We start from the raw sequence: 25,640 nt of genomic DNA on the forward strand, positions 1-25,640 counted from the left end.
ATTAGAATTTAAAACTTGGCATTAGTTAATGCGTCTGGATCATGGTCCGTTTTCCTTTTTAGTTTTTCTGTCTTGCCATAATTTTTTGTTAGGTTATGAAATGAGTTAATAGAATAATTGTTAAAACAACAGTTTAAATTTTGGGTGCAATTCAGGCAGTAATCTCAAAGAACAATGGTAGCTTTCCGTCTTAATCTGACGTTAATAGTATAGCCCTGTGTTTCATAAACATTTGAGGCTATATTATTCACAGCAGCAGCAAGCAACTTTTAATAAATAAAAAATCTGTACAAACAGGCCGTTATAATATTTGCAGAGGTTTTAACGAACAGTCTATGTTAATTGGTAACCACAATTAAGCGCTATTTTTTTGGAAAAAAAGGGGGCAAAGCTGTAAAAAAAAGGGGATAAAATCCATTATATGCAACGTTTTTAAAATAAAACGGTCTTATGTCCCTGTTTTTGGTGAGGAATAATGTATATATGACAATTTTAAAAGGCAGCAAACAAAATGTACTGATCCGGCGCTTTAATTTTTTTGATACACCCGAACGTAATCAACTTCAAACCGTTTAGGGAATTTTGTGGCAGATGGGTCGCCACCGTTATCACCACCTATTGCAAGGTTAAGCAATATATAATGAGGCTGCATAAAAGGGTTAAATTGAGTACCGTCCTGGTTAACAAGATCTTTTAGCTCGACACGATTGAGCAGGCTATCATCTGCATATAAACTTATAGCTGTGGCATCCCAGTCCATGCGCCAGATATGAAATTTCTTACTCCAGTTGGCTTTGAAAGTATGGAGGGCTTTGGCGTTACTATACCATTTGGCTTTATATGGAACCTCTGTACCGCAGGCAATATTAGCCAAAAGCTTATTCTGGTAATATTCCATAATATCAATTTCTCCGTTGGCAGGCCAGGGCTTTTCGACACCCAGGGTCCAAAAAGCTGGCCACAGCCCGGCGTCCGTATTGATCCGGGCGCGCATAATAAACCGCCCGTATTGGAAGCTGTGCTTGCCCATTGTATTGATGCTTGACGATGTATAATTTATAAATTGTCTTTTCTGTTTCCAGTTGGTACTGTTAGGTACGTACCCAGGATTTGTCAAATGTACCCTTCGCGCTTCGATTATCAATTTGCCGTGGCGGCAAATTGCATTTTGTTCCCGATACCATTGATCTTCGTTATTGCGTACAAATCCCGATTCAAACCGCCAGTTATCCGGATTTGGAGAGTCGTACTCGTCAAACTCATCTGCCCAAATCAATTTATAGCCGCCCACCGTATCCTGTTGGCATTTACCGACGAGCGGAATTGCTATCAGCAGTAGGACAGTAATTATTTTAGTAATCATAATAATGAAATAATTATAAATCTTAAATGATCTTATTGATTTCGTCCGAAACAAAATAAGGCATAGTTTAAAGTATAAAGGAGGGACAAAACTATAAATTAAAGGGGAGAGAAAATTGTATTCAGGCTGTTCAGCTGTTTTTAAGACGGCCTGATGTTTCTCTTTCCGAACTTTGCACCATTGATATTTAATTTACGGGAGGTTTTTCAAACTCGTTTAAGCGATAGGAGACCTGGAAATTTGCCCGGTGTTTTCTGATAAATTCTGATGGATTGACGCCGAATTGTTTGTGAAATTGTTCCCTGAAATATTTGATATCGCTGATACCTACCTGTATTGCCGCCTCATTGATATTACAATTGGTTTGGATCAGGAGCTCGGCGGCTTTACGCAGGCGAACAAACCTGATAAAGTTGTTGATAGACTGACCGGTAGTGCTTTTGATCCTTTTAAATAATGTTGGATAACTAATGCCGACTGCATCTGCAAGGGCATAAACATCAAAATTGTCGCTGTTGAAATTTTGCTCAATAACAGCAATACAGTTGTTGAGCAGGTCTTTATTTTCCCGCGAAATATTAATGGCTATGTTTTCCTTCGTAACCTCCTTATAAAAATATTGCTGAAGTTTTGTTTTATTCCTCAATACACTTTTAACCCTTGCTGTGAGCAATTCTTTATCAAATGGTTTTCGCAAAAAGTCTATTGCACCTTGTTCAAGGCTTTTAACCATAATATCGGGTGTGGTATCGCCGGTGAGCAAAATAACCGGGATGTGCTTTATGGCCGCATCATCCATAATCATTTTACATAAATCCAACCCGTTTATTCCGTCCATTAGGATATCGCTGATGATCAGATCTGGTATGTATTTTTTAATCAGCTCAAGACCGGTTGCTCCATCTTTTGCTTCAAGAACTAAATAGTCGGCAAAAAATATTTTTTTGATATATGTCCTTATCTGTTCATTATCGTCAATAACAACGAGGGTATGCTTTTCCTGGCTAAACAGTTCAAGCTTGTGCAATTCAGTATTTTCTTCAATCAGATCTTTACTGCCATGATCTATAAGGTCATTTACAAAATTATAGTCAGGAGCTGTTACAATATTTATCTCCTCTGCCGAAAAGTGTTCTATTCCTTTTGATAGCTTTAAGGTAAAGGTTGTTCCGCCATTTTTATTATTTAAATAGTTTATTGTGCCCTTATGGCAATCAATAAATACTTTAACCAGGTACAAACCGATACCGAAACCCTTTTTAAAGTAATTATTATCCTTTACCTGGTAGAATTTATCAAACAGTTTATCGCCGGTTTCGGTATTGATGCCAATGCCATTATCTGTTATTTTAAAGTAAACATGTGTGTCATCTTCTTCTACAAAAATCTTGATGGTGCCGTGATCTGGTGTAAACTTAACGGCGTTCGAAATAAGGTTAAACAATGAAATCTCTATTTTTTCGACATCGGCAAATACCGTAATATTCCTGCTGGTTGTTTCAATATTAAAATTCAGGTTTTTGATTTTAGCCTGATGTGCAAAGCAGGAAAATACCTCTTCGCATACCCGCACAAAATTTATCTCACTTATATTTAACTGCGCGTTTTCGCTTTCAGTTTTGCGAAACAGCAGTAGGTGATCTACCAATCCTAATAAGCGCCGGGCATTCCTATATACCGTATTTAGCTCGTCCGAATGGCTTTTATTTTTGTCCAGCAGATCTTTGATAGGATTAATGATCAGCGTAAGCGGCGTTCTGAACTCGTGCGAAACATTGGTAAAAAAAGCGAGCTTCTTTTCATTCAGTTCTTTTTCCTTTTCAACCTTTAAGTTAGCCAGGTTAATTTCAAATTTAAGCTTTGCCTGCTTTACCCGATATAAGAAATAAAGGTATATTATCCCAAAGATAATAACCAGGTATACCCCGTAGGCCCACAACGTTCTGTACCATGGCGGAAACACAATAACTTTAACACTGATCTGTTTCGGCATCCAGTTTCCCCGGGTGTCTGTAGCTTTGATCCTTAGCCTGTAATTGCCTTCATTTAAATGAGTGTAATATGCAGATTTGGCCTTGCCCACATAGTTCCACCCATGGTCCCATCCCTCAAGATAATAAGCGTATTCAATTTTATCCGGAAACGAATATTCGAGCGCCGTGTAATGAACGGTAAGCGCAGCCTGTTCATAATTAAGCCGGATTGTTTTAAGATCCGCTACAGATTGATTTTTGAGCAATTCGCTGGAGCCATCGGTTTCTGAATTGTCAATTTTCAAGCCGGTAATGCGAAGATCGGGCCTATGGTCTGCTACCTGTATGCTGTCGGGATTAAAAATGTTAAATCCATTAATCCCTCCAAAGGCCATATTGCCCGATTGAAGCCGGATAGCCGCGTTGTAATTAAATTGGAGGCTTTGCAAACCGTCAGAAACAATATAATTTGTAAACTTATTTTTTGCCGGGGAAAACCTGCTTAAACCATTGTAAGTACTGCACCATAGGTTTTCTTTATTGTCGATAAGGATATTAAGGATGGAATTACCCGGCAAACCATTGGCCTTGGTATACCTCACACGGACCATATCAGGAAGGTTGAATTTTAGCAATCCACCACCCTCAGTTCCAACCCATAAATGATTTGAATTATCAGCCGCTATGGTTCTGATGCCATAACCCACATTAAAAAAATGATGAGCCTTCTTAACGGTATCTATTTTAATGAGCCGGGTGTAATTGCCTGCCCACAAGTTTCCATTACTGTCTTCAAATATAGCATGTATGTTAACGAGGTTTTCATCAAATAGTTCAAAGCGGTCATTTTTTCGGTTATAAAGATACAATGGGCCGCCCCTGGTAGTACCTGCCCATAAATGGTGCCTGGAATCTTCAAAAAGTTTCCATAGGTTTCTATCGGTTGTTTGAGTTAATGTATTATAGCAGTTGTAATGCTTGAATTTGCCGGTAGCTTTGCTAAACTGGTCAATACCACCGTTGAAAGAAGCCACCCATATTTTATTATCGAAGGTTTTAAGTATGCTCACGATAAAATCGGTACTCAGGCCCCCACCGGTTGATGCATGAGTATAACCGGTGTATAAATTATTTTTTATGTCCCAGTAAGAAAGCCCGCCGCCATCTGTGCCTATCCATAGGTTATGCTTTTCATCTTCACAAAATGAAAGGATAAAATTGTTGATCACGCTGTTTTTATTGAAGGGATCATTGTTAAAAAGTGCGAACGGCTTTTTAAAGTTGTCTACGACACTAACCCCGCCGCGCAGGGTTGCTATCCATTTTCTTGATTCCCTGTCATGATAAACCGCGGTAACAGCCCCGCTGCGCAATGAACCTGCTTTGTTACCATTGGTAATAAAAGTGAGTTTGCCGCTATCTGTATTTAAAATATTGATGCCGCCACCGTCGGTAGCTATCCAGATATTACCTTTTTCGTCGAGAGTTAAATTGGATATGTTATCGCTTGTAAGTTTATCAATAGCCTGGTTAAACCTCTTGATAGCTAGTGTTTTACTGTTAAATATAAACAAGCCGTTTTCGGTGCCTATCCAAAGGTTACCCGCTTTATCTGAAAGCAGGCAACTGGCACTGTAAAGTTGAGTATTGATGATATTTATACGATCAGATTTTGGATCGTATAAACCCAGTCCGCGGTTTTTTACAAATACCCAAACCCCTGCCCGGGTGAGGCATAATGCTTTTACGCTATAATCATATTGGTTGGTAAGGCCCGTTTGCAGGTAAAGTTTCCTGGTTTTATCATATCTCAATAATCCCAGCTCATCGGATCCTATATATATGCTACTGTCCTTACCGGTTACAATAACATTGATATTTGAAGCTATTTTTAACCGGTGCCCGCTGTTGTGCTCCCGGAAATATTCCGGATAGAAATAAGAGTTGGGGTAATTATAAAAAACAAGCCCGCGTTGTGTGCCTATCAATATTTTGTTACCAACACCATTTAAGGCGCTTATATGATTGTATGGGAGGGATTTGTTGTTGTTCCACTCGTTTCTGTAGACTTTAAATTCATCACTGTCATACCGGTTTAAGCCATCATAAGTACCCATCCACATAAAACCATATTGATCCTGGTAGAGAGAGGTAACCGCATTATTAGATAGTCCGTTTTCGATACCAAGATACCGCACGGGCTGCCCGGCTGTGAAACCAAAAACATTTAGGTAAACGAAAAGGAACAGGAAACTAAAGTATATTTTCGGATTTAAGATGTTATTTATCCTACTATGCATTATAAATTATTAGTTAATAACTGGTAAGTAAAAATATCAAAATGATTTACAAAAGTGTCTTGTTTTTTAATCCATGTGATAATGTTACAAAGCAAGGGCAGGGGTAGTGTTCAGGGTGCTGTTTTGAGTATATGTCTATAAGCTAATTGCTTCTATACTACCAGATAGGTTTCTGTATCTTGATTTTTACATGCAATTTATTTTACCCCCTTAAATTTAGGGCTTTACCCCCTTTTTTTCTAATTCTATTATTGCATTTTTGATCAGCAGCCGGTTAAACCTATATAGCAATCTGCTTTTTTATTTTTCGGGCAATAAACTAATAGTTAGATAATAAAAAAATATGTCATGATAAAGCGTGGACTCACTTTTTCAATATTGAATGTTTTATTTTTAATAAGCCTGCCCATATTGCTGGCGTTTAAACGCCCGGATCCAAAATTGAAAGTTAAGTGGGAACAGCTTTTTAACGGAAAGGATTTAACGGATTGGACTGTTAAAATCAGGAAACATCAATTAAATGAAAATTTTGGTAACACCTTCAGGGTTGTTGATCATAAGATCCAGGTAAGTTATGATCAATATGAAAAATTTGATGACCAGTTTGGGCACTTGTTTTACAAAAAGCCTTTTTCTTATTACCTGATAGGGGTAGAGTATCGTTTCACAGGTAACCAGGTAAAAGGCGGCCCCGGATGGGCGTTCCGCAACAGCGGAATTATGATACACGGGCAGGATCCTAAAACAATGAAGGTAGACCAGGATTTTCCAATATCCATTGAGGTTCAGTTATTGGGCGGTAATGGTAAAGATAAACGGCCGACGGCGAACGTGTGCACCCCTGGTACACAGTACGTTTTAAATAACTCGGTAGTTAAAAGTCATTGCCTGGATTCAAAATCGGAAACCTTTCATGGCGATCAGTGGGTTAGGGTGGAGGCCCTTGTTTTGGGCGATTCGCTGGTGGTACATTATGTAAACGGAGAAGAAGTGTTACGTTATCAGCGTCCGCAATTAGATCCCGTTGGCAGCGCAGAGGAAGGTGCGTTGTTAAAAAGCGGTACAATTTCCCTGCAAAGCGAAAGCCATCCAGTTGAGTTTAGGAAAGTTGAAATTGTTAATCTTGAAAAATACGCGCATGATCCTCAGAAATTAGCCGACGTAATTAAGCAGTTGACCGCTGAGAAACGGATTCCTAAACAATAAATAAAATAAAAAGACTAATTTGACTGCCTTTTACCTGTATAATTAAAAAATAACAATGTTAAAGTTTTCCTTAACCCTATTCCTCTGTTTCTCTTTCATTTTGACGTTCAAATATTTTGCAAATATCCACAGTAACGAAGCGGGACCCACTAAATCAAATACTTTGGCTTCAATACGAGGACAAAGTCATTCTAAGAGCGATTCGCTCCATTGGCCAGCCGGCTTTACAATCACCAGGTTTGCCGGACCTGAGCTTACACCAAGTCCGGCTTGTTTAGCTGTGGCTGCCACAGGCGAGGTGTTTGTTGGCGTTGATATGATTGGTTCGCTGGGTAAAGATCCCGGGAAAGGGCGGATAATTAAACTTATCGATAGCGATAATGATGGTAAATTAGATAAGCATACAGATTTTGCTGATGTTGATGACCCGCGCGGTATACTCATCATGGGCGACCAGGTTTTTGTGCTCCATACAGTTTTTTCAAAAGAAACTCTTAAGGCGACCGGTATGATCCTTGAAGTTTTTGAAGATAAAGATCATGATGGCATAGCCGACGGGCCGCCAAAACCACTCGTCGAGCACCTGAGTAATGCTCACATGCTGGTTGAACGCGGAACAGACCATGCTACTAATGGCATCCGTATGGGGATTGATGGATGGATCTACATAGCTGTTGGCGATTTCGGCTTTCATGATGCTACCGACCGCGATGGTAAAAAACTGACCATGCTTGGCGGCGGCATTATAAGGGTAAGGCCTAATGGCAAAGAAATGGAGGTTTATACTCATGGTACCCGCAATATTTATGATGTTGCCATAGATCCGTACATGAATGTATTTACCCGAGACAATACCAATGATGGCGGCGGCTGGAACATCCGTTTTTCGCATCATATTCAATCGGGAGAATATGGTTACCCCTTATTATTTCAGCATTTTACAGATGAGATTCTGCCCGCCCTGGTTGATTTGGGCGGCGGTTCAGGCACAGGTTCGCTGTTTATGGATGAACCTACCTGGCCCGAAAAATATAACCATGTACCTATGACGGCAGACTGGGGACGGAGCGAACTTTATATTAATAGGATAAAACCAGATGGTGCCAGTTTTAAACAAACTGAGGAACCGTTTATTGAACTACCTCAGATCACTGACCTGGATGTTGATGGTTCGGGGCGGCTTTATCTTTCAGCCTGGGATGGCGCGGGATATTCGGGCAGTGCATCAAAGGGCTATGTTATCAGGGCTATACCTAATGGATGGAACTATAAAGCATTTCCTGATGTTAAAGCGCTGGCCGTAGCTGATTTGGCCAATATGTTAAAATCAGAAAGCGCAGTGGCGAGATTAAATGCTTCACAGGAACTTATTACAAGACCGGCTGACGAAAGCAGCAAGGCAGCTTTTGCCGTAGCATCAGATGCAAGTGTTGCTTTATATGCACGGGTGGCTGCTCTTTTTACTTACGGACAAATTGCCCGGGAGAGCGGAATAGCTAACCTTGTACAACTTACGGAGGATAATGCTTTGAGGGAATTTGCATTACGAGCCTTAACAGACAGGAAAGAAGGAATAGCACAAGTGCCAATAGCTCCCTTTTTGAACGGGCTGAAAGATCCGTCTCCGCGCGTGAAGGCTGCGGCAATTATAGGTTTGGGTCGTCTTGGCCGTTTAGAGGCAGCTTCTGAATTACTTAAAACACAAGTTCCTGCAAGTTTTGCAGCGCCTGCTAAAAATACCGAAGGACCGCACGCCACGCCAAATTCGGCCATAATACTGCCCCACCTGGCTGTGAGGGCACTTGTAAGCATAAATGCGGTTGATGCGTGCGTTGGTGCAATTGGAACTACCAATTCAACATTAGCATTATGGGCATTGCGGTATATGTACGATACTAAAGCGGTAAATGGTTTGATTGCTGCTTACCCTAAAATCAAAGATGTAAAAACAAAGAAACAAATATTGGTAACCCTGGCACGCCTTTATAAGCAGGAAGCTCCTTATGATGCATCCTGGTGGTGGGGAACCCGGCCCGATTCACATGGCCCAATTTACAAAGGTATAACCTGGGAAGGCTCGGCTCGTATCGAGAAGTTCCTGACGCTTGAACGAAGCAAAGCAGGCGCTGCGGGCAAACAATTTTATGCCGACCTGAATGAGCGCCACCAAATGGGAATTACAGCTTTTGGCGGTGAAGAAAAAAGTGTTCCAACAAAAGAGGTTAAAGTAGATTTGTCAAAGATCCTGAACAAAAAAGGGCAGATCGGTAATTCATCTATTGAAGATGTGATGTTGATGTTAGCCAAAGTTAAAGGAGATCCAAAGAAAGGAAAGGCACTCTTTACGCAGCAAGGTTGTGTAGCCTGCCATAGCCTTACCCGTGGCGAAAAATTAAAAGGCCCGTTTATGGGGCAGATAGGATCTATTATGAACCGCCAGCAAATTGCCGAATCCATCCTAAAACCCAGCGCTTCTATTTCGCAGGGATTTGCCACGGTGATGATCACAGCTAAAGGAAATAAAAATTATATGGGATTTATTACAGATGAGTCTGCCCAAAAAATAGTGATGAGAAACATTACCGGAGATGTATTTACCATTAAATCCAGCGATGTGATTACCAGGAAGGAACTGAAAACATCTATGATGCCTGTAGGGCTTGCCAATGCATTATCATATGATGAATTTGCCTCACTGGTTACTTTTCTATCTCAGCAAAAAAATTGACATTAAAAGCGAATTAATTAGTTATTTGAAAATCAACGGCCATGAAGTATCTTGGTATCTAATTAACCTGCAATCTGCGTTATGTTTACGTAGATTGCAGGTCGAAATCTAAAGCCACAAATATGCAACACAAAGCTATATCACTCAGGCCGTTCATCGGTGCAAAAGATTTTGAAACCTCTCGCAGTTTTTATCGTGACCTGGGTTTTGAGGAGGTTGTGTTGGATCCTAATATGTCGGTGTTCAAGACAGGTCAGCTGGCATTTTATCTTCAAAACGCATATGTTAAAGATTGGATAGATAACACCATGTTGTTTCTGGAAGTTGATGATGTTGCCCGCTACTGGAACGAGTTGCTGGGTCTTGATCTGCCTGCAAAATATGCCGGAGTAAGATTAACCCCAATCCGTGTAGAGCAATGGGGTAGGGAATGTTTTTTACATGACCCTTCCGGAATCCTCTGGCATTTTGGTGAATTTTTTAATAAACTTTAGTTCTTATAGCTCCATTGCAGGCATTAATGCCTTTTTATTTCCCAACCGATTTCATGGTGAACTTCCAACTGATCGAGGATAATATCAAGGCCGAAACGGCGCGTAACGCTTAAACATCAATGAAAGTCCGCTCAGTATCTGTACACCTTTTGCAAAGGATAAAAATATCCTTTGCCTCTTAAACCTGCTTAATTAATCTCGTAGCTTGATCATTACTCTGCCGGCACTTAATAAGCTTTAAGTGGATGTTTTAATATCTATTTGCTTGATTTTGTATGAATTACGCCAGATTTAGTTTAAATTAGGTTAAAAGTATCCATATGGAAAACTTCTGGCAGGAAAAAAAGGAATGGCTCAATAAATTGACCCTGGAAGATGCAAAGTTCATATTTGAACAGGCCGAAAAATCATATAACTACACCATAGAAACGGCAAAGGGTATTTATGAACGATCAAACGGATTATTAACCCTGGTTTCAGGTGTTTTAATTGGTCTTGTGGCTTATGCTATCGGAAAATGGAAGGATACACCTCACTTGGATAGTTTGTTATTTACAGCAATTGTAGGGATCTTTTATTTTTTGATAGTAGGTTTAATGTTTGTACTGCAAGGTTTAACCCCAAGCGAATATCTTTTGCCAGGTACAAGCCCCAAAATATACTTTGATAAGGCATTTTTCCATAAGGATATTGCTGATGATGAAAGGATCCTGAGGTTTTACAAAGTTGAGATCATCAATTACCAGGAACGGATTGAGCAAAACACAAAGAAAAACGATTATAGATGGAATATTTACGTACTTTGTTTACGGGCAATATTTTTTTCGCCCATAGTTATGGGGATAGTTTTTGCTATTGCAACTATAGCTTCCTGACTATTCCGATCCCAGATAATCCGCCTGATCAGACGATGACAGGTCGTTATCATCCCATAAACCGGGTGTACCTATATCCCCTTCCAAATAAGGCTCGCTGTCTTCGGCACAAGGCATGGCCTCATCCAGGTTAATGTCTGATCTGCCCACACGGCCCTTGCCCGATGTTTTGATATCCCATATATCAGGGATATTTCCACTGTCTTCTTCAGGGGTTGGGGTTTCGTCAGGATCTGGAAATTGGCTCATAATCAAATAATTATTGCTAAATAAAGTTAACTTATAATTTGCATAATAGCAAATTGAAATGTATTTCCAGGTTCTTAGAACAGCTTCCTCAGGGTCTGTCGAAAGAGTCCTCTCAATGTTTATCTCATGCGTTCTTTAATGCCGACAAATCACATTGCAGATCTTTATCCCAATTACCCGTTTTAGCCGCGGCGTCATACGTGGATTGCAAAAATTGAAGCAAAGTCCGTTCCGGGTCGGCCGATCGGGAAACAACTTCGTAGGTCAATAAAAACTCACCCATTTCCCCGCTGTAAAATGCTTCGGGAGGCGATACCTGCTGTTTGGCAAAATCTTCGGGAGTGGGGTAGCAATATGCGTAAAAAACGGGATGAGGGAAGGCATCTGAGCCTGGCCAAAAGCCGCATGAGCTTACTTCCTGCGAATAGGCTTCCTGCATTACTATCGCGGGCATATTGGGAACGCTGCCCTGGTGTTTTGGTGCAGGCCTGCCCGAAAAGCGGGTGACCGCTAGGTCAAATCCTCCCCAAAAGAAATGTACCGGGCTATTTTTTCCTTGAAACCCGGCCCTGAACTCTGTGAAAACATTATGGATCCTTACCAGCGCCTGCCAGTAATCATGCATAATGGAAGCATTATAGTTACATGGCGTATGATTTTTGGCAAAAGGAATAGCCGGCTCCACTTCATTCGGCACTGCATATATTTCTACGCCTGCATTAACTGAAGCAATGTTATCCATCAGAGAACTGTAAAAGGCGGACACGCTTCCGGTACCGAGCCCAAACGATCGTTTTTCTCCGGTACTGGTGGATATATTCAGGGTATGACTGATAAAATCAAGATCTATCTGGAAAACGCCGCCCTCAAATGGCATACTTCCGGTAGTTAGACCGGTTGAACTTACATAAAGGGTTACCTGCCATGAATGATTGATCCAGGGCATTTGCTTTAGTCTTACCTTACCAATGATTTGAGTCCACATATGAACACTTGCAAGGGTATCTTTAAGATCATGGTAATCGAGCCTGGGCCAGCGTGTTGTTGTCGGGTTGCTCATAGGTGTAATTTGTTGAGTTAAATCGCTTAATCCTAAATTACAAATGTTTTGCGGGATGTTAGCTTTAATTTTCAGTCAAATAAAAATTAAAGCGGACACCTCAATTTTTGCTTCACTGTCACATTTTTATATCATTTGTTCCTGTTAACGGTGAGCTAACATGAGTGGGCTAAGTTGGCTGCCGAAAGTATTACAAAATAAAAAGATCGACAAAATTACTTATGGTACTAAGCACTAACAGGAACATTGGACTGTTAATTAAAACCGGTTTAATAATTATGGTTGCGGGCTGCATCAGCGGTTCGGCATTGGGGCAATCGGCCCATGTAAACCCCTGGGCTCCCAAACCGCTGGGCACACTGCCGCCGCCGGCCAGTCTCAGTCAGGGTGTCTGGCTTAAAGGCGAGCTGCATATGCACTCCAGGCATAGCAAGGAGTCGTCAAATAATTCAATCAGCAAGATCATCACTTTTTGCAGGTTAGTAGGGATCGATTTCCTGGCTATTACCGATCACGATAATCATGTAGAAGGCGACGTAGCTCACAATACCTGGGCTGATCCGGAGTTTAAATCAGACTCGGTATTGCTGCTTTACGCTGCCGAATGGACAACTACCCGAGGCCATGGCAACGCCTTTTCGGCCAGGCCTTATGATCATCAACAGTTATTTGACGTGCGCGATCAGCGCGATACTGTGGTGGGGCGCATAAAAAATAAACTTGGTATTCACCTGTCGGCAAACCATCCCAGCGGTAAAGATCATTTTGGGTATTCGTATGATATGGTTAATTCTATTGAAGTATGGAATTCGGCCATCTGGTCAAAAAATGCCAATGCGATCATGATCTGGGATGATATGCTGTCATCGGGCCGAAAGCTAACCGGCAGGGGAGGGAGCGATGCACATCACGGCGTGCCTGTAGGGGATGAAAAACCGGGCCCTAATACTTACCAGGCTAAAGCCAATTATGCAGGAACGCCTACTACCTGGGTATTTGCAACTGCACGTACTAAGCAAGCTGTTATTGACGCCTTAACCAACGGACGGGTATCTATAAGTTCAAACCCATATGCTCCCCGTGTTGAGTTTTATGCTGATTTAAATGGCGACGATAAAATGGATATGATGATGGGTGATAATGTGAAGGCAACAGGTAAGCCGGTTAAATTTAAAGTTCAGTTAACCGGGAACAGTATAAAGGATACTACCTACACTATCAATGTGGTAAAAAACGGCAACCCGTTTGGTGCTTTTAAAATGGAAGGAAAAATGCCCATGATTGAATTTACCGATACACCGGCAATAGCCGGCCGTACTTATTACCGGGTTACGGTTGAAGGGCCGTCTACGCCTTACCCTCAGGTGCCGCAATCAGCAGCACTGAGCGGTAATATGGTAGGATTGTCAAACCCGATCTGTTTTAATTTTGATCCGAATTTCTGACAACCGAATATAATAGGGAAAACCGTACACGAGCTTACTGTGTACGGTTTCTTGTTGTAACTATTAACTAAAAGAACGAAGCTGCAGTTAAAAGTGTTGGTGTTTTATAATAATTATTAAAACCCCAATTCAATACGGATTTGTTTAGTTTAATAAGGTCAGTATGTCATCAATTATGTGATGTAACAGGATATAAAAAGAGCCGCATTATGCAATGCAAAACGGCTCTTTTTTGATTTTTTATTATTTGTGTTTGATAGTTTCTTCAACAACACGGTCGCCCGTACCGGCTGGATATCTGTAATTCAATATAAAGCTTTTAGTGGCAGGGTCGTAAGTACTTTTCTTTCCGGCAACAGGTAATAACGGTTGGGTTGCACTAACATTACCAGAAACAGTTACCTCATTTGTAGCTTCATTTACGGTCAGGGTCATTGATCCGCCGATATCACCAATTTCTGTGCTTACGGCTGTAGCACCAGCTGTAGTAAGGGTTTTATCCCTGTCTATTGCGCGGTCGCCGTTTACAGGATGGTGGAAGATTCCGGTTGAGTGGTATTCCCCGTCATACTTGTTCTTAATAGCAAAGAAAGCATATAAAGTGTCTTTGCTTTCAGCATGTACGGTTAAACCGGCAGCGTCACTGATTATATAAGCAAGCGCATATTTTTTGGTCAGATCAAACTTACTTCCATCCAATTTGATAGTGAAATAGTTCTGGAAATCCCCGGGAGCAAATTTAGCATTAAGGTTTCCTGAAGTTCCGGCAGTAACTTTGGTGCTGCTTATTGTATACAGACTTGTTGGCAGTAACTCATACTCGGTGCCATTATCATCGTTGTATTTAGTGATTGCATCGGGGATTGATTTCAAAACCACAGTTTGATCTTTTTGCAAATCCGCCGTGCTTTTTGCATCGCGTTTGATCGAAAATACATCAACGGTCTTAATGTTGGTAAACGGATCAAAGAAGTGGGATTGTTCAAGTCCGTCAGGGAATCCGATGAACGACTTGCCATTGTCCATAGCCTGCCCTGTAACCTTGTCGGCAACAGTTTCTTTCCGGCAGCCTGAAAAAACGATTGCAGATGCGATACAGGCAAGAAGTAAATATTTTGAAATGTTCTTTTTCATCTTGTGTGTTAATTTTAATTAATTATTTAACGTCCCACCAAACACGTGAATCCTGAGTGTCACCTCCTGATAATCTTGCTACCGCGGCGTTTACACTTGCACTGTTTGTACTGTATTCAGTTGTAGAATACACGAATCGGCGAACAATTTGCTTGGAAGCGTTTGTTGCATCAGGGGCAGGAGTAAGTTTCGGATAGTCTGATTTTCGCCATATATTCCAAGCCATATGGCCATCAGGATAACTTGCCACCCAACGTTGAATTGACAGGTTTTTGATATTGTCGATGCTCGGACCAGCTGTTATCTTAAACTGACTTTCGAAAGATTCAGGAACACTACCAACGCCCCACTGCGCAAACGATTCGGTTAAACCCTTGTGGAAATCGTCGCTAACGCTTTCACTGACCCAGCCTAAATTAGCTGCTTCAGCTCTTGCTAACCACGTTTCAGCTGCGCTGATCAATACAACGGTTCCGGTTTCAAGCCTGAAGTCACCACGCAATACACGCGCCCATTTTGGGTTAGCATCGGTAAATGCGGTTACCGCTAAGCGTGCTAAACCATAAGGTACTCCAACACTTGATGTATTAAGATTACCTGGTTGTTCGCTTTCGCCTCCAAACGCGGCCTGACGGGCATCGTTTGTACTTGCTGTGTAATCAGTTAGTGTTTTTGATTCAGCAAAATCTTTTCTGCCGTTATACAGGTTCCACCAAGGACTTTTGTATGAACTTCCCGGATATTTAATTACGAAGTTTTGATCTTTATCGATTATAACTCCCGATGCAACGGCCTCTTTCGCGGCCGCTGAAGCTAAACTTGCTACACTTGAAACTTTCGACATCTGAACGGCAATGAGTAATTTGAGTGAATTTGCCATTCTTTTCCATGAGGCTACATCGCCACCATAGATCAAGTCGCCTGATATAGGTGATGAATCAAACGAGTTTATAGCAGTTGTTAAAGTGGTGAGCATGCCTTTGTAAATATCCTCTTGGGTATCATATTTGGGCAATATGTTCGCTGAACCCTGTAATGCTTCACTGTAAGGTACATCTCCCCATGAATCAGTAACAACCCAAAAGATGTATTGCTGAAGGATCTTAGCTACGTTTACCATGTTTTTATTAGGGTTTAACCTAACAATGATCTGCAGGTTATTTAAGTTACCTCCATAGTTGCCGGTAAATGAGTTTTGTGGTAAATTATAAAGAGAGGTACCAGAATATTGCGTTTCGGTAAAATACTGTGCATATTGACCGCCGCTGATGGCTTCTGTTCCGGTGGAGGCGTACCCCCCAAGTCCTGCTTCCACAGCCGATAATAGAGCCGATGGAATTGGTGTTACTGTTGCTCCGGGGTTGTTATTAACATCACCGAAGTCTTTAATTTTATTACAGCCGGCACCTAAGAAAATAAGCGCGCTTGATATGGTATATAAATATATCTTTTTCATTTTTTTTCTCTCTGATATCCGTTAATCTTAGAATGTTACTCTCAGGTTAAAACCAATGCCCCTCGTGCCGGGGTATTGCGCTGTTTCACCTTCTGTTGCGGTAATCTCTGAAGGATCGAAATCTTTAGATTTTGCGTACATCAGCCATAAGTTGCGGCCGGTTAGTTCAAATCTTGCAGACTGCAACGCTTTACCTAAACCCCATTTTTTGATAGGAAGGTTGTAACCAAACGCTATCTCACGAAGTTTAATAAAAGTAAGGTCATAGATATACGGGTCGTAAGTTTTGTTGTTGGTTAAGCCCTGGTAATATGCTTTCGCGTCAACATAGTATGTAACCGGATTGTTGTTAGCATCAACACCGCTAACTTTAACACCGCCACCGTCAGCAACAGGGTCACGTACCGATAAGCCCTTATCATTAAGCGCTGCGGTATTGGCAGTTAAACCGCTGTACTGGCCCCACCTGTTTGAAAGGGATACGAATTTACCGCCAAACTGATAGTCGATATTAACATTAAGGACAAAATCTTTAAATAGGCTAAATGAGTTTTGCAAACCGCCTGTATATTTTGGTAGCGCGCTTCCGAAATACACGTTAGGATCGTTTATATACATGCCTGACGAAGTAAGGATTGGAACTCCCTTAGAATTACGTTTGATACCGTTACCATAGATTTGTCCCCACCATTTACCCTTTTGATTGATGAGCAAAGGCATGTCTGAACCCCAAACACCTGCAACATTTACCCGGTTAACGCCATATTTATCACTGATCTCTACTACCGTATTATCTATCAGCTGAGCGAAATTTGCATTAATAGTCCAACTGAAATTTGGTAGTTTTATAGGGGTACCGCCTGCCATTAATTCAAGGCCTTTTCTCTTGATCGAACCTACGTTGGTTTGAATGAATGATACGCCGCTGGCAGCATTTACACTTAGAGAAGTAGGAAAATCCTTGTCTTTTGCCGCATAATAGGTAGCCCCTAAGTTCAGCCTGTCGTTAAAAAAGCCAAGGTTAAAGCCAACTTCAGTTGTTTCTGTTGTGCTTCCATGTAAGTTTGGATCAACAAAGTTATTTGGCCCGGCTTCTAAAAGGTAGCCATTGAATTTACTGCCTGCTACGTTATAAACAGTGTTATTTACGTAAGCGCCAAATGTTTCAGTACCATTACTTAAGGCACGCGGGATCTGGCCCCATGATGCCCTTACCTTACCAAAGCTTAACCAGTCTTTAAATTCGGGAAGCAATTCGCTGAACACAAATGAACTACCGAATGATTTTGATAATACAGAGTTGGCGCCGTTGGCTGAAGATAAGGTAGAATACCAGTCGTTACGTAATGTTCCGTCAACATATACTATTGCTTTGTAACCCAGCGAAACTTTGCCAAATAAAGCGCGGTATTGTTCCTGCGTACGGCCGTTACCGTATGCGATAGGATCTACCGAGTTTGATAAAGTATAAAGATCCGGCACACTTAGCCCATTTTGGGTACTGGCCGAAACATCTTTATAACTCCAATTATAGATATCTGAACCTGCATTTGCGTTAATGTGAAAATCTTTTATCTGCTTATTATAGCTTAGTAAGGTTTCGTAGTTTTCGCGGTTTGAATATGTGTTGGAAGTGCCATAAGCGGCTTTTTGACCGGTTTGGGTACCACTGGCCTGAATTTCTGAAGAGATCCTTCCTTCGTTCCAGGTATTGGTTTGGTTACGGCGGTAGGTAACTTTAAAGCTCAAGTCTTTTATGATGTTATACTGGAAATAGATAAGTCCGTAGAAACGGTCACGCTGATTGAGGTTTTGCCATTGTTTTTGCCATAAATATGGGTTATACCAATAGTTGCCGGCATAAAACTGCGATGGGTTTGAAGCATCGTAAGAATTAGGGTTTTGGTGATTCCAGCTTACATAGGTTCCATCAGGTGATTTCAGGTCCTGTAATTCTTTCATGATGCCCATATCCAAATCACGGTGGAACCAGGAGTTAAATGATCCGCTGGTCGCGCTTGCATAAGCGTCACTGATCTGGCCATTTAGCTGTGTGCCTACAAAATTAATATTTGCGCCTACACTAAAATGTTTGTTAAGGTCATAGTTAACATTTAAGTTAAATATGTTTTTAGTTAGCTTGGTCTCAGGCACTATACCGCGTACATTTTGGTTATTGTATGACATCCTGATGTTGTAGTCATCCCCAGCTTTGCTAAATGCAATACTATTGTTCAAGCTTACACCGGTTTGAAAGAAGTCTTTCGCATTATCTGGTTGTGGTAGCCATTTCGCGGTTTTGAACGAGTATTTGGTGCCGGCTGCCCATGCATACCATGGAATATATTCCTGACCAACCATTTTGGGGCCCCAACTGCTATCATCTGTATAGTCCGGATAGTATTTACCATCTAACGCTTTCCAGCCCTCCGGATCGCCATCTTTCCAGTGATACTGGATAAAATCGGCAGATGCACCACCTCCATAAGTGTTTTGGTAGTTAGGCATGATGTAGGCCTTGTCAAAGTTGGCTCCTATGTTAACTTCCAGTCCAATGCCACGACCTTTTTTTCCTTTCTTGGTGGTCATAACGATAGCGCCAAATGCTCCCTGTGAACCAAATTGTGCTGAAGCGGCAGGACCTTCCAGTACGCTCACCGATTCCATATCATCAGGGTTAAGATCATCTGAGTTAGGTAAAATAGTGCCGTCAACTACATAAAGCGGATTGTTACCGCTCCCAAAACCAACAGCACCGCGTAGTCTAATATTGGTACTACGGCCCAGGGCGGCAGCTGATTGACTGCGAACTTGTATACCGGCTACTTTACCAGCTAAGGCATTGTTAATGTTGGGCTGCCTAATAGTGTTCAATTCTTCGGACTTTACAACTTGCGCCGCATATGATGCAGAACGTGATGATTGCTTTGTTCCGTAAGCACCAGAGATAACAACCTCTGATAATTTGTTAGCGCTGCTTGATAATTTTACATCTAAGGGAGCCGAACCTATTTCAACAGTTTGAGATGTAAAACCAATAAAGCTAAAGCCTAAAGATTTTGCAGAGGCAGGAACAGATAAAGAAAATTTACCATCTGCATTTGTTTGTGTACCGAGCGTGGTACCTACAACTCTTACGGACACGCCTGGCAGCGGTAGTCCATCGTCTTTTGAAGTTACCCGGCCGGTAACCGTTTTGTTTTGTGCATGTACCACACTAATAAATAGCATGAACAAACACCAGCTTGCGAGTAGGAGTTTTTTCATTGTTAAAAAATCAGTTTTAGTTAATATCCAAAACTACAATTTTTGTAATAAAATGAAAAAAAAGTTAAAAAAATTTTAAAGTTTTTTGCATATATTAAAATATTTATAAAAAAATTGATAAAACGTTAATGCAAAATAAGTGAAATGTGGTTTTTTTTGAATTCTTTATATGAAATTCATATAAAATCTATATGAATTTTAATTTTTGAGGCGGTTGCCACGATGTTTATGGAAAATGACGTGAAATATTACTTTATAAAGTCAATATTAATGAGATATGTAAGTAATAATTGAAAAAGCGTGTTCTTTTTTTTAATTTAAAAACTAAATATACATTTGAGAAAAACGTTTTAGTTTACTTTTTAAAAATAATAATATTTTTTGTAAAAAGAAAGTGACAAATGGCTGAATATTAAAAAAATAATTGGTGAAAGCTTTTGCTTGTAATACCCGAATTGCCTTTGTGAATATTTAATTAATTGACTGTTAGGTTTTTAGTGATTTTGTATTCTGTATATATTATTATTTTTTGTCGGATTCTGTTTTTAAATAAAATGTTTTAAAAGGAATTTAATTGTCAAACTGTGATAGCAAGGTATTTTGATTGTACCCCAATTAATCGAATTTTTGTGGTTTACTAAAAATGGGGGTGGCACTTAGCACTTCAATGCAGCTTAATTACTTCATTAATTGTCAGGTAGCAAATATCCGTTGCCATGAAGTTGTCATCTGCCGGTTATGCAACCTTAAAGGATTGTTTGTAATAGTTGCAGGCAGGAGCAAAGAAGCTTAAATTGCATTGTGAGCAAAAAGCGTTTGCGACATTTGTATCTTTTTCAGTATTTGATTGCATAGTTGGGTTAGGCTTTGGTTGTAATACTGTTGTCCCGTTAAAATTTGAAGGATAGACGAGCCTGGCTGTTGATGATGTCGCTAATGCATCTGTTTGAGGTTCATATTCACTAACAGGTAATTGAGGGGATATCCCCGAAACAAAGTGAGGGGCTTTGTTATATTTAAGTAGCCGGTACTCTCTTCGGTCTGGAAGTTTGCTCTGAGGCCTTGGTAAAACTATCCCGTTGTCATAAGATTTATCCTGCAATAATGCGATTATACAAATCAGCATTATTATAAATGTGCTAATAAAGTATTCCATCACTTTTTCTGTTAATAGATTTCGGTATATATTGGATACAGTAACCGGGTAAGCGTAATTCATATAAATAAGATGTGCGATGGCTTTTCATTTATTTAAGTTTGTTTCGGTAGAACAATTTTATGAACAGAGGCTGGGATGCACAATACAAATCAGTTGGTATTTTATGAAATAAAGATAAAATATAGATTTACAGTGAATTTATTATATGGAAAGCACCGTGGAAAAACTATCAGTAATAATAGCAGATGACCATACTTTATTTATAAACGGCTTACACATGTTGTTGCAGGGAGAGCCAGATATAGAGGTAATGAGCGTTGCAGCAAACGGTAAGGAATTATTGCATTTGTTACACACCCAAACACCCAACCTCATATTGCTTGATATCAATATGCCGGGTATGAACGGGTTCGACGTACTTAAGCGTATAAAGGATTACTATCCTAAAATTAAGGTAATCATGCTTTCTACATATAATGAGGAGCACCTGATCGAAAAAGCAAAGGCTGAAGGTGCCAGCGGCTACTTATTCAAAAATGTCGGGAAGGCTGAACTATTACAGGTAATGCGCTCCGTAGCGCAAGGGCAACTGTGTTTTCCCTGCAAACAGCCGGTTGTTAATTCCATGCTTAATGAACCAGACCCTTTTTTAAAGCAGTTCCAGCTTACTAAGCGGGAAACTGAACTTTTACAATTTATAAAACAGAATTTTACCAACCAGCAAATGGCCGATCATCTTCACTTAAGTATTTATACTGTTGAAACACACCGTAAAAATATTATGCAAAAGCTTAATCTGAAAAATCCGGTTGAGCTTAACCGGTTTATCATGCAATATAACTTATAAAGGTTTATTGGTGAGTGGGATATAAATAGAAACAAGTGTGCCCCTGTTAGGATGCGAATCAAATTCAACCATGCCTTTTAAAAAATTTATCCGCGACATTAGATTGTTTAAGCCCATGCCTTTAAAAATATCAGGATTGGTTGCGTCAAAGCCTATGCCATTATCTTCAATAGTGAGGCTGATGTTTTCATCGCTTCTTATAAGTGAAATGTCAACCCTGTCGGCATGAGCGTGCTTCATTACATTGTTTACACTTTCCTGTAATACCCGGTATAAAATGATCTCGATGGTATCGTCAAACGGCGAATCAAATCCCTGGCAAAAAAAGTTTATTGCAATATTATTGTTCTTGATATTCTCAATAAATTGTTTAATTACTTGTGCTAACCCTGTTTTATGAAGTGCCCAGGGCATCATATTGTGTGATATCGTTCTTACCTCTTTAAATCCATAATCAACAAGGTTAATTGCTTTTTCAAAACGGGTTCTTTGCTCTTCGTTTATGAAAGCTAATTCACTGCCTATAACTGACAGGTTTATTTTTGCCGCCGATATTATTTGGCTCACACTATCATGTAAATCCCTGGCAATTCTTTGCCTTTCACTTTCTTCAGCTGCAATTATAGCCTGCATAGCCATATTGCGCTGTTTTAGCTTGTTTTGTTTATAGTAAAAAAAGCCTGTAAAGAACATTAAAAGTATAAAAACACAGATACCCGCCATCCAGTAATTACGCTTTGTTATTTCAAATTGTTGTTGCAGTACCTGATCTTCACGTTGTTTTATTTCGTATTTTGCCTGTAGTTCATCAATGGTGCTGTTGCCTGAGGTTTTAATTGCTGCATGCTTTTTTAAGTAAATTAGCGATTGCTTATAGTCGCCCAATTGCTCATACAAATCAGCTATTTCATTTGTGGCGCTTCTTTGCATATCTGCATAATTTATTTGTGTGGCAAACTGAAGGCTGTTTTTTAATGCATCGAGAGATTGTAGATATAACCGTTTGTTTTTATACAATACGCCAAGGTTAAAATAGTTAATTGAAAGCGCAAGGGTATCATTTAATGATTTTTTGACATCGATGATTTTTAAAATTTCCTGCTCTGAATCGTTTGGTTTAATACTTCCCATAACATCCCCCATAAATTTATGGCTGTAGGCTTCAGAGGTGTTTTCATTTGTTTGCCGGGCAAGGTTTAAAGAGTCGTTTATGTCGAAAGCCTGCCTGGAGTAATTTAAGGCCTCCCGGTAATTGTTTTTTGCCTCATATAACGTTGCGGCCAGGTTTAAAGCTTCTATCAATTCTGTACGGTCGCCGGTTTTTTGGGCATACGAAATTGCCAGCATGCAAAATTCAAGCGCTTTTTTATGATTTTTTAATTTTACATACGCTTTCGCTAACCTGTAGTAACCATCGGTTAAAATGTACTGTTGATTTATTTTGTTGAGTGCAACCGCGGCAAGGTTGTAATAATATGATGCGGAATCATATTGGTTAGTTTGGAAATAAGCTTCTCCTAAAGTTTGCGATAGTAAAGTAATTGCTTTTTTATTGTTTAGCTTATGTGCAAGGTTCAATCCTTCTTTTGCAACTATAATGATTTTAGTCGGATTTTTTTCAGCCGGATAGTTGGCAATCTGAGTAGCGGCGGTTAAGCGTTTTTGTATAGGTGATTTGCTGAAAACAACCTTTTCTAAACTGTCAATATTTTGACCGCAACACGGAATTACAGCCAAAATAAGCAGAAAAAACAAAGGGTATTTCATGTCCGGGTTTTTGGTCCCGGTTAAAGATAGCAATTTGATATTTATCAGCAAAAGCCGTTGGGCTTGGGGTTGTTACCGGTTAATGTGTTTTTAAAATCTGGAGATGAATATTATTAAAGCAGATAATACGGCTAACACGAAAAACATAATTTGCCGTTGCCTGGCACTGATAATGTTGGGTATTTTGCCTGTTCCCTGCAATTTGTCGAGCTTAAATTTATACATAGCCGATAATCCCATAAAAGTTAGGGAAACAAAGCCCGCGAGGTAATTTAAAGTACTTTCCATGGTTTTTTTAATTTAGATGAAACGCGATGAATTAATTTGGTCAAAACCATTATGGCTTTGTTTTATATTATTTCACCATCGTGCTTGACAGTACAATTTTATGGAGAGGCCGAAATTCACACAATACAAAGCAGTTGGTATTTTGGAGTAACACCATAAAGCTTATTTTTACAGATGAAATATTGGAGGTAAGTATATCATGTAGAAACACTATTTAGTATTATACAGATAGCATATATTGGAAAACCGTGTGCCGTAATCGATAAAAAGGATTAACTTTAATAATGATTTTGCAATATAATTCTAACCTATACCTAAAATCATTATTGCTCATTAACAATCGATAAAAATTAAATTAATAAGCTATTATTCACCAAATAAAACTGACTGACTGTATTGAAAGCAATCGCTTTCTGCATAAAGATAATTAAATGGAAATGTCATACATCGTCCAAAAAAAGAAGAGAAACCGGCGACTCAACAGCTTAATACCATGCTTTATTTGGTTATTAGTTGCCTGGGGGGGCTTAAGTAATACTATGGCCCAGAGCCGCAATAATCAGTCGGACTGGAACGTGCCGCCGCCGTTAACGCCTGGTACAATTACCAAAGGAAACACTCAAGGCAATGGTTCGGCGGGTAAGCCGATTGTACTTACGCTTACGGATATCCCCGTAGTTGCTCAGCCCTTTGTTTCAGCAACTCAAATGCCTGTGCTGGCTGCAGTTGGCTCAACGCCACCTGTGGTTGATGCACCCGACCAACCCGATGTTAATGGTTCAACTGCGGGGTTACCTGAAATTCCATCGCCTGAAGCGCCCGAGGCTCCACATTTGCCAAAGCAAACAATGCAGGACCTTCAGTTTTCAGCTGTTATGGACCTCCCTTTGCCAGAATCGCCGGAATTGCCGCCTGCGCCTGTTGAGCCAACCGTATCAGGCCAGGTGAATATTATAAAAGGCCCCATTCCGATAATGCCCGATATAACAAGTACGGTGCCGCTTTTACAGCCTTCCGAAAATCTTACACCCTGGTCTATCCCGGAAATTCCCGAAAGCGAGAGCTTTAAAATGATATCGCCTGCGGGAACGAAGGATGATAAGTTAAAAGGCAAACCCCAATCAAACAGGAAAAAACACTAACTGTGACATAATGTCAAATTATTAAAGGCATTATAACAAGAATACCAAAATGAAAAGTACCCCAATTGAGTTAAAATATATATTTGTTATAATATTAGCTTTTGCGAGCGGTGTTACCTATGCCCAGGGCAGATTTAAACAGGGAGATGAGTTTCAAAGGCAGGTAAATACAAAGTCAAATTGTGTTTTACAGCGCGGCAGCCAAACTTTGCGTGTTGGTTCGGTTTCAATAGTTATTAAAACGTACAAGGTAACCGATGCTTCTGAAAGGGGGGCCTCTTTTACTATTACTACTGATAAGCTTATCGATACCATAAATGCAATGAACCAGAACCTGGTATATAACTCAGGTAAACCTGCCGACCCAAATTCTGTTATCCAGGTTGGTTTGCAAAAGATGTTCAATAATCAATCGATAGTTTCAGTAAACAACAAAGGCGAGATCCTGAATTTAAAACGCCCGGCTGTTGCCAATGATACACTTTTATCTTTTGCCGGCATCCAGCCCGAACGGTTGTCGCCAGGGACCACACTACAGTTAATGGTTGATTTTCCAGTAAGCGTCGCGCTTAAAAAGGGCTATTCATGGAAGGTGACTACTTCATCGGCCGAAACCAACTATACAGTTTATGCTATAAGCAGCACAACTACCGTTGTTACCTATAAAACTTCGGTTTTAGGCGGTAGCTTAAATAGCCGGATAAACGGATCAATGCTCATAGATAACAACACCGGGGTTATTTTAAAACGCTATTCGCAAAGCGTTTCTACTGGCTATGAAATGGTAAATGGAATAGTTTACACTGCCACCCGCCGTACTGCTGTTACAGAGATCTGTAATAAAAAATAGACTTTTAATATCCTTTGATTTATTTAAAAAGCGTCGC

18 protein-coding genes are annotated in these 25,640 nt (G+C 40.2%); 8 read left to right on the top strand and 10 right to left on the bottom strand.

Annotated features, from left to right (window positions below; translation table 11 throughout):
• Positions 1-529: 529 nt before the first annotated feature.
• Both ABID99_RS07250 and ABID99_RS07255 read right to left on the bottom strand, forming a co-directional pair.
• The gene (locus ABID99_RS07250; protein ID WP_373613303.1) at positions 530-1,363 is read right to left on the bottom strand and encodes a family 16 glycosylhydrolase; all 834 of its coding nucleotides are present in this window, start codon (positions 1,361-1,363) and stop codon (positions 530-532) included.
• A 187-nt stretch (positions 1,364-1,550) separates the two neighbouring features.
• Positions 1,551-5,636: a two-component regulator propeller domain-containing protein gene (locus tag ABID99_RS07255; RefSeq protein WP_373613304.1), complete on the bottom strand. Its 4,086-nt coding sequence runs from the start codon at positions 5,634-5,636 to the stop codon at positions 1,551-1,553.
• A gap of 348 nt (positions 5,637-5,984) precedes the next feature.
• On the opposite strand from ABID99_RS07255, the gene ABID99_RS07260 reads away from it, so the two are divergent.
• From ABID99_RS07260 to ABID99_RS07275, 4 genes are all read left to right on the top strand, one after another.
• Positions 5,985-6,842 carry a DUF1080 domain-containing protein gene (locus ABID99_RS07260; RefSeq protein ID WP_373613305.1) on the top strand — a complete coding sequence of 286 codons (858 nt, stop codon included), beginning with the start codon at positions 5,985-5,987 and terminating at the stop codon, positions 6,840-6,842.
• Between the two features lie 163 nt (positions 6,843-7,005).
• Positions 7,006-9,570: a c-type cytochrome gene (locus ABID99_RS07265; protein WP_373613306.1), complete on the top strand. Its 2,565-nt coding sequence runs from the start codon at positions 7,006-7,008 to the stop codon at positions 9,568-9,570.
• Between the two features lie 122 nt (positions 9,571-9,692).
• Positions 9,693-10,064: a VOC family protein gene (locus ABID99_RS07270; protein WP_373613307.1), complete on the top strand. Its 372-nt coding sequence runs from the start codon at positions 9,693-9,695 to the stop codon at positions 10,062-10,064.
• Positions 10,065-10,384: 320 nt separating this feature from the next.
• Positions 10,385-10,939 carry a hypothetical protein gene (locus ABID99_RS07275; protein ID WP_373613308.1) on the top strand — a complete coding sequence of 185 codons (555 nt, stop codon included), beginning with the start codon at positions 10,385-10,387 and terminating at the stop codon, positions 10,937-10,939.
• Here ABID99_RS07275 and ABID99_RS07280 read toward each other — a convergent pair whose 3' ends face one another.
• Positions 10,940-11,188, bottom strand: coding sequence for a hypothetical protein (locus ABID99_RS07280; RefSeq protein ID WP_354483939.1), 249 nt, complete (start codon positions 11,186-11,188; stop codon positions 10,940-10,942). It lies immediately after the preceding gene.
• Positions 11,189-11,312: 124 nt separating this feature from the next.
• Complete coding sequence (locus ABID99_RS07285) at positions 11,313-12,248, bottom strand: DUF5996 family protein (RefSeq protein ID WP_373613309.1); 936 nt, start codon at positions 12,246-12,248, stop codon at positions 11,313-11,315.
• A 221-nt stretch (positions 12,249-12,469) separates the two neighbouring features.
• Between ABID99_RS07285 and ABID99_RS07290 the strand changes: the two genes are divergently transcribed.
• Positions 12,470-13,693, top strand: coding sequence for a CehA/McbA family metallohydrolase (locus ABID99_RS07290; protein WP_373613310.1), 1,224 nt, complete (start codon positions 12,470-12,472; stop codon positions 13,691-13,693).
• 243 nt (positions 13,694-13,936) lie between these two features.
• Here ABID99_RS07290 and ABID99_RS07295 read toward each other — a convergent pair whose 3' ends face one another.
• The 4 genes from ABID99_RS07295 to ABID99_RS07310 all read right to left on the bottom strand — a co-directional run bounded on the left by ABID99_RS07295 (position 13,937) and on the right by ABID99_RS07310 (position 20,706).
• Positions 13,937-14,827: a BT_3987 domain-containing protein gene (locus ABID99_RS07295; RefSeq protein WP_373613311.1), complete on the bottom strand. Its 891-nt coding sequence runs from the start codon at positions 14,825-14,827 to the stop codon at positions 13,937-13,939.
• A gap of 22 nt (positions 14,828-14,849) precedes the next feature.
• On the bottom strand, positions 14,850-16,283 hold the full coding sequence (locus tag ABID99_RS07300) for a SusD/RagB family nutrient-binding outer membrane lipoprotein (protein ID WP_373613312.1): 1,434 nt from the start codon (positions 16,281-16,283) through the stop codon (positions 14,850-14,852).
• 27 nt (positions 16,284-16,310) lie between these two features.
• The gene (locus ABID99_RS07305; RefSeq protein WP_373613313.1) at positions 16,311-19,550 is read right to left on the bottom strand and encodes a SusC/RagA family TonB-linked outer membrane protein; all 3,240 of its coding nucleotides are present in this window, start codon (positions 19,548-19,550) and stop codon (positions 16,311-16,313) included.
• A 736-nt stretch (positions 19,551-20,286) separates the two neighbouring features.
• Positions 20,287-20,706 carry a hypothetical protein gene (locus ABID99_RS07310; RefSeq protein WP_188832678.1) on the bottom strand — a complete coding sequence of 140 codons (420 nt, stop codon included), beginning with the start codon at positions 20,704-20,706 and terminating at the stop codon, positions 20,287-20,289.
• 208 nt (positions 20,707-20,914) lie between these two features.
• On the opposite strand from ABID99_RS07310, the gene ABID99_RS07315 reads away from it, so the two are divergent.
• On the top strand, positions 20,915-21,556 hold the full coding sequence (locus ABID99_RS07315) for a response regulator (RefSeq protein WP_373613314.1): 642 nt from the start codon (positions 20,915-20,917) through the stop codon (positions 21,554-21,556).
• On the opposite strand, the gene ABID99_RS07320 is transcribed toward ABID99_RS07315, so the two are convergent.
• The gene (locus tag ABID99_RS07320) at positions 21,551-23,323 is read right to left on the bottom strand and encodes a tetratricopeptide repeat protein (protein WP_373613315.1); all 1,773 of its coding nucleotides are present in this window, start codon (positions 23,321-23,323) and stop codon (positions 21,551-21,553) included. The two genes, ABID99_RS07315 and ABID99_RS07320, sit on opposite strands and share 6 nt — an antisense overlap.
• Before the next feature lie 90 nt (positions 23,324-23,413).
• Positions 23,414-23,611: a hypothetical protein gene (locus tag ABID99_RS07325; RefSeq protein ID WP_090526723.1), complete on the bottom strand. Its 198-nt coding sequence runs from the start codon at positions 23,609-23,611 to the stop codon at positions 23,414-23,416.
• Between the two features lie 539 nt (positions 23,612-24,150).
• On the opposite strand from ABID99_RS07325, the gene ABID99_RS07330 reads away from it, so the two are divergent.
• Positions 24,151-24,753, top strand: coding sequence for a hypothetical protein (locus ABID99_RS07330; RefSeq protein ID WP_090526725.1), 603 nt, complete (start codon positions 24,151-24,153; stop codon positions 24,751-24,753).
• Between the two features lie 49 nt (positions 24,754-24,802).
• The gene (locus ABID99_RS07335) at positions 24,803-25,603 is read left to right on the top strand and encodes a hypothetical protein (RefSeq protein WP_090526727.1); all 801 of its coding nucleotides are present in this window, start codon (positions 24,803-24,805) and stop codon (positions 25,601-25,603) included.
• Positions 25,604-25,640 lie beyond the last annotated feature (37 nt).

Source organism: Mucilaginibacter sp. OAE612 (assembly GCF_041806395.1).
GTDB lineage: Bacteria > Bacteroidota > Bacteroidia > Sphingobacteriales > Sphingobacteriaceae > Mucilaginibacter > Mucilaginibacter rubeus.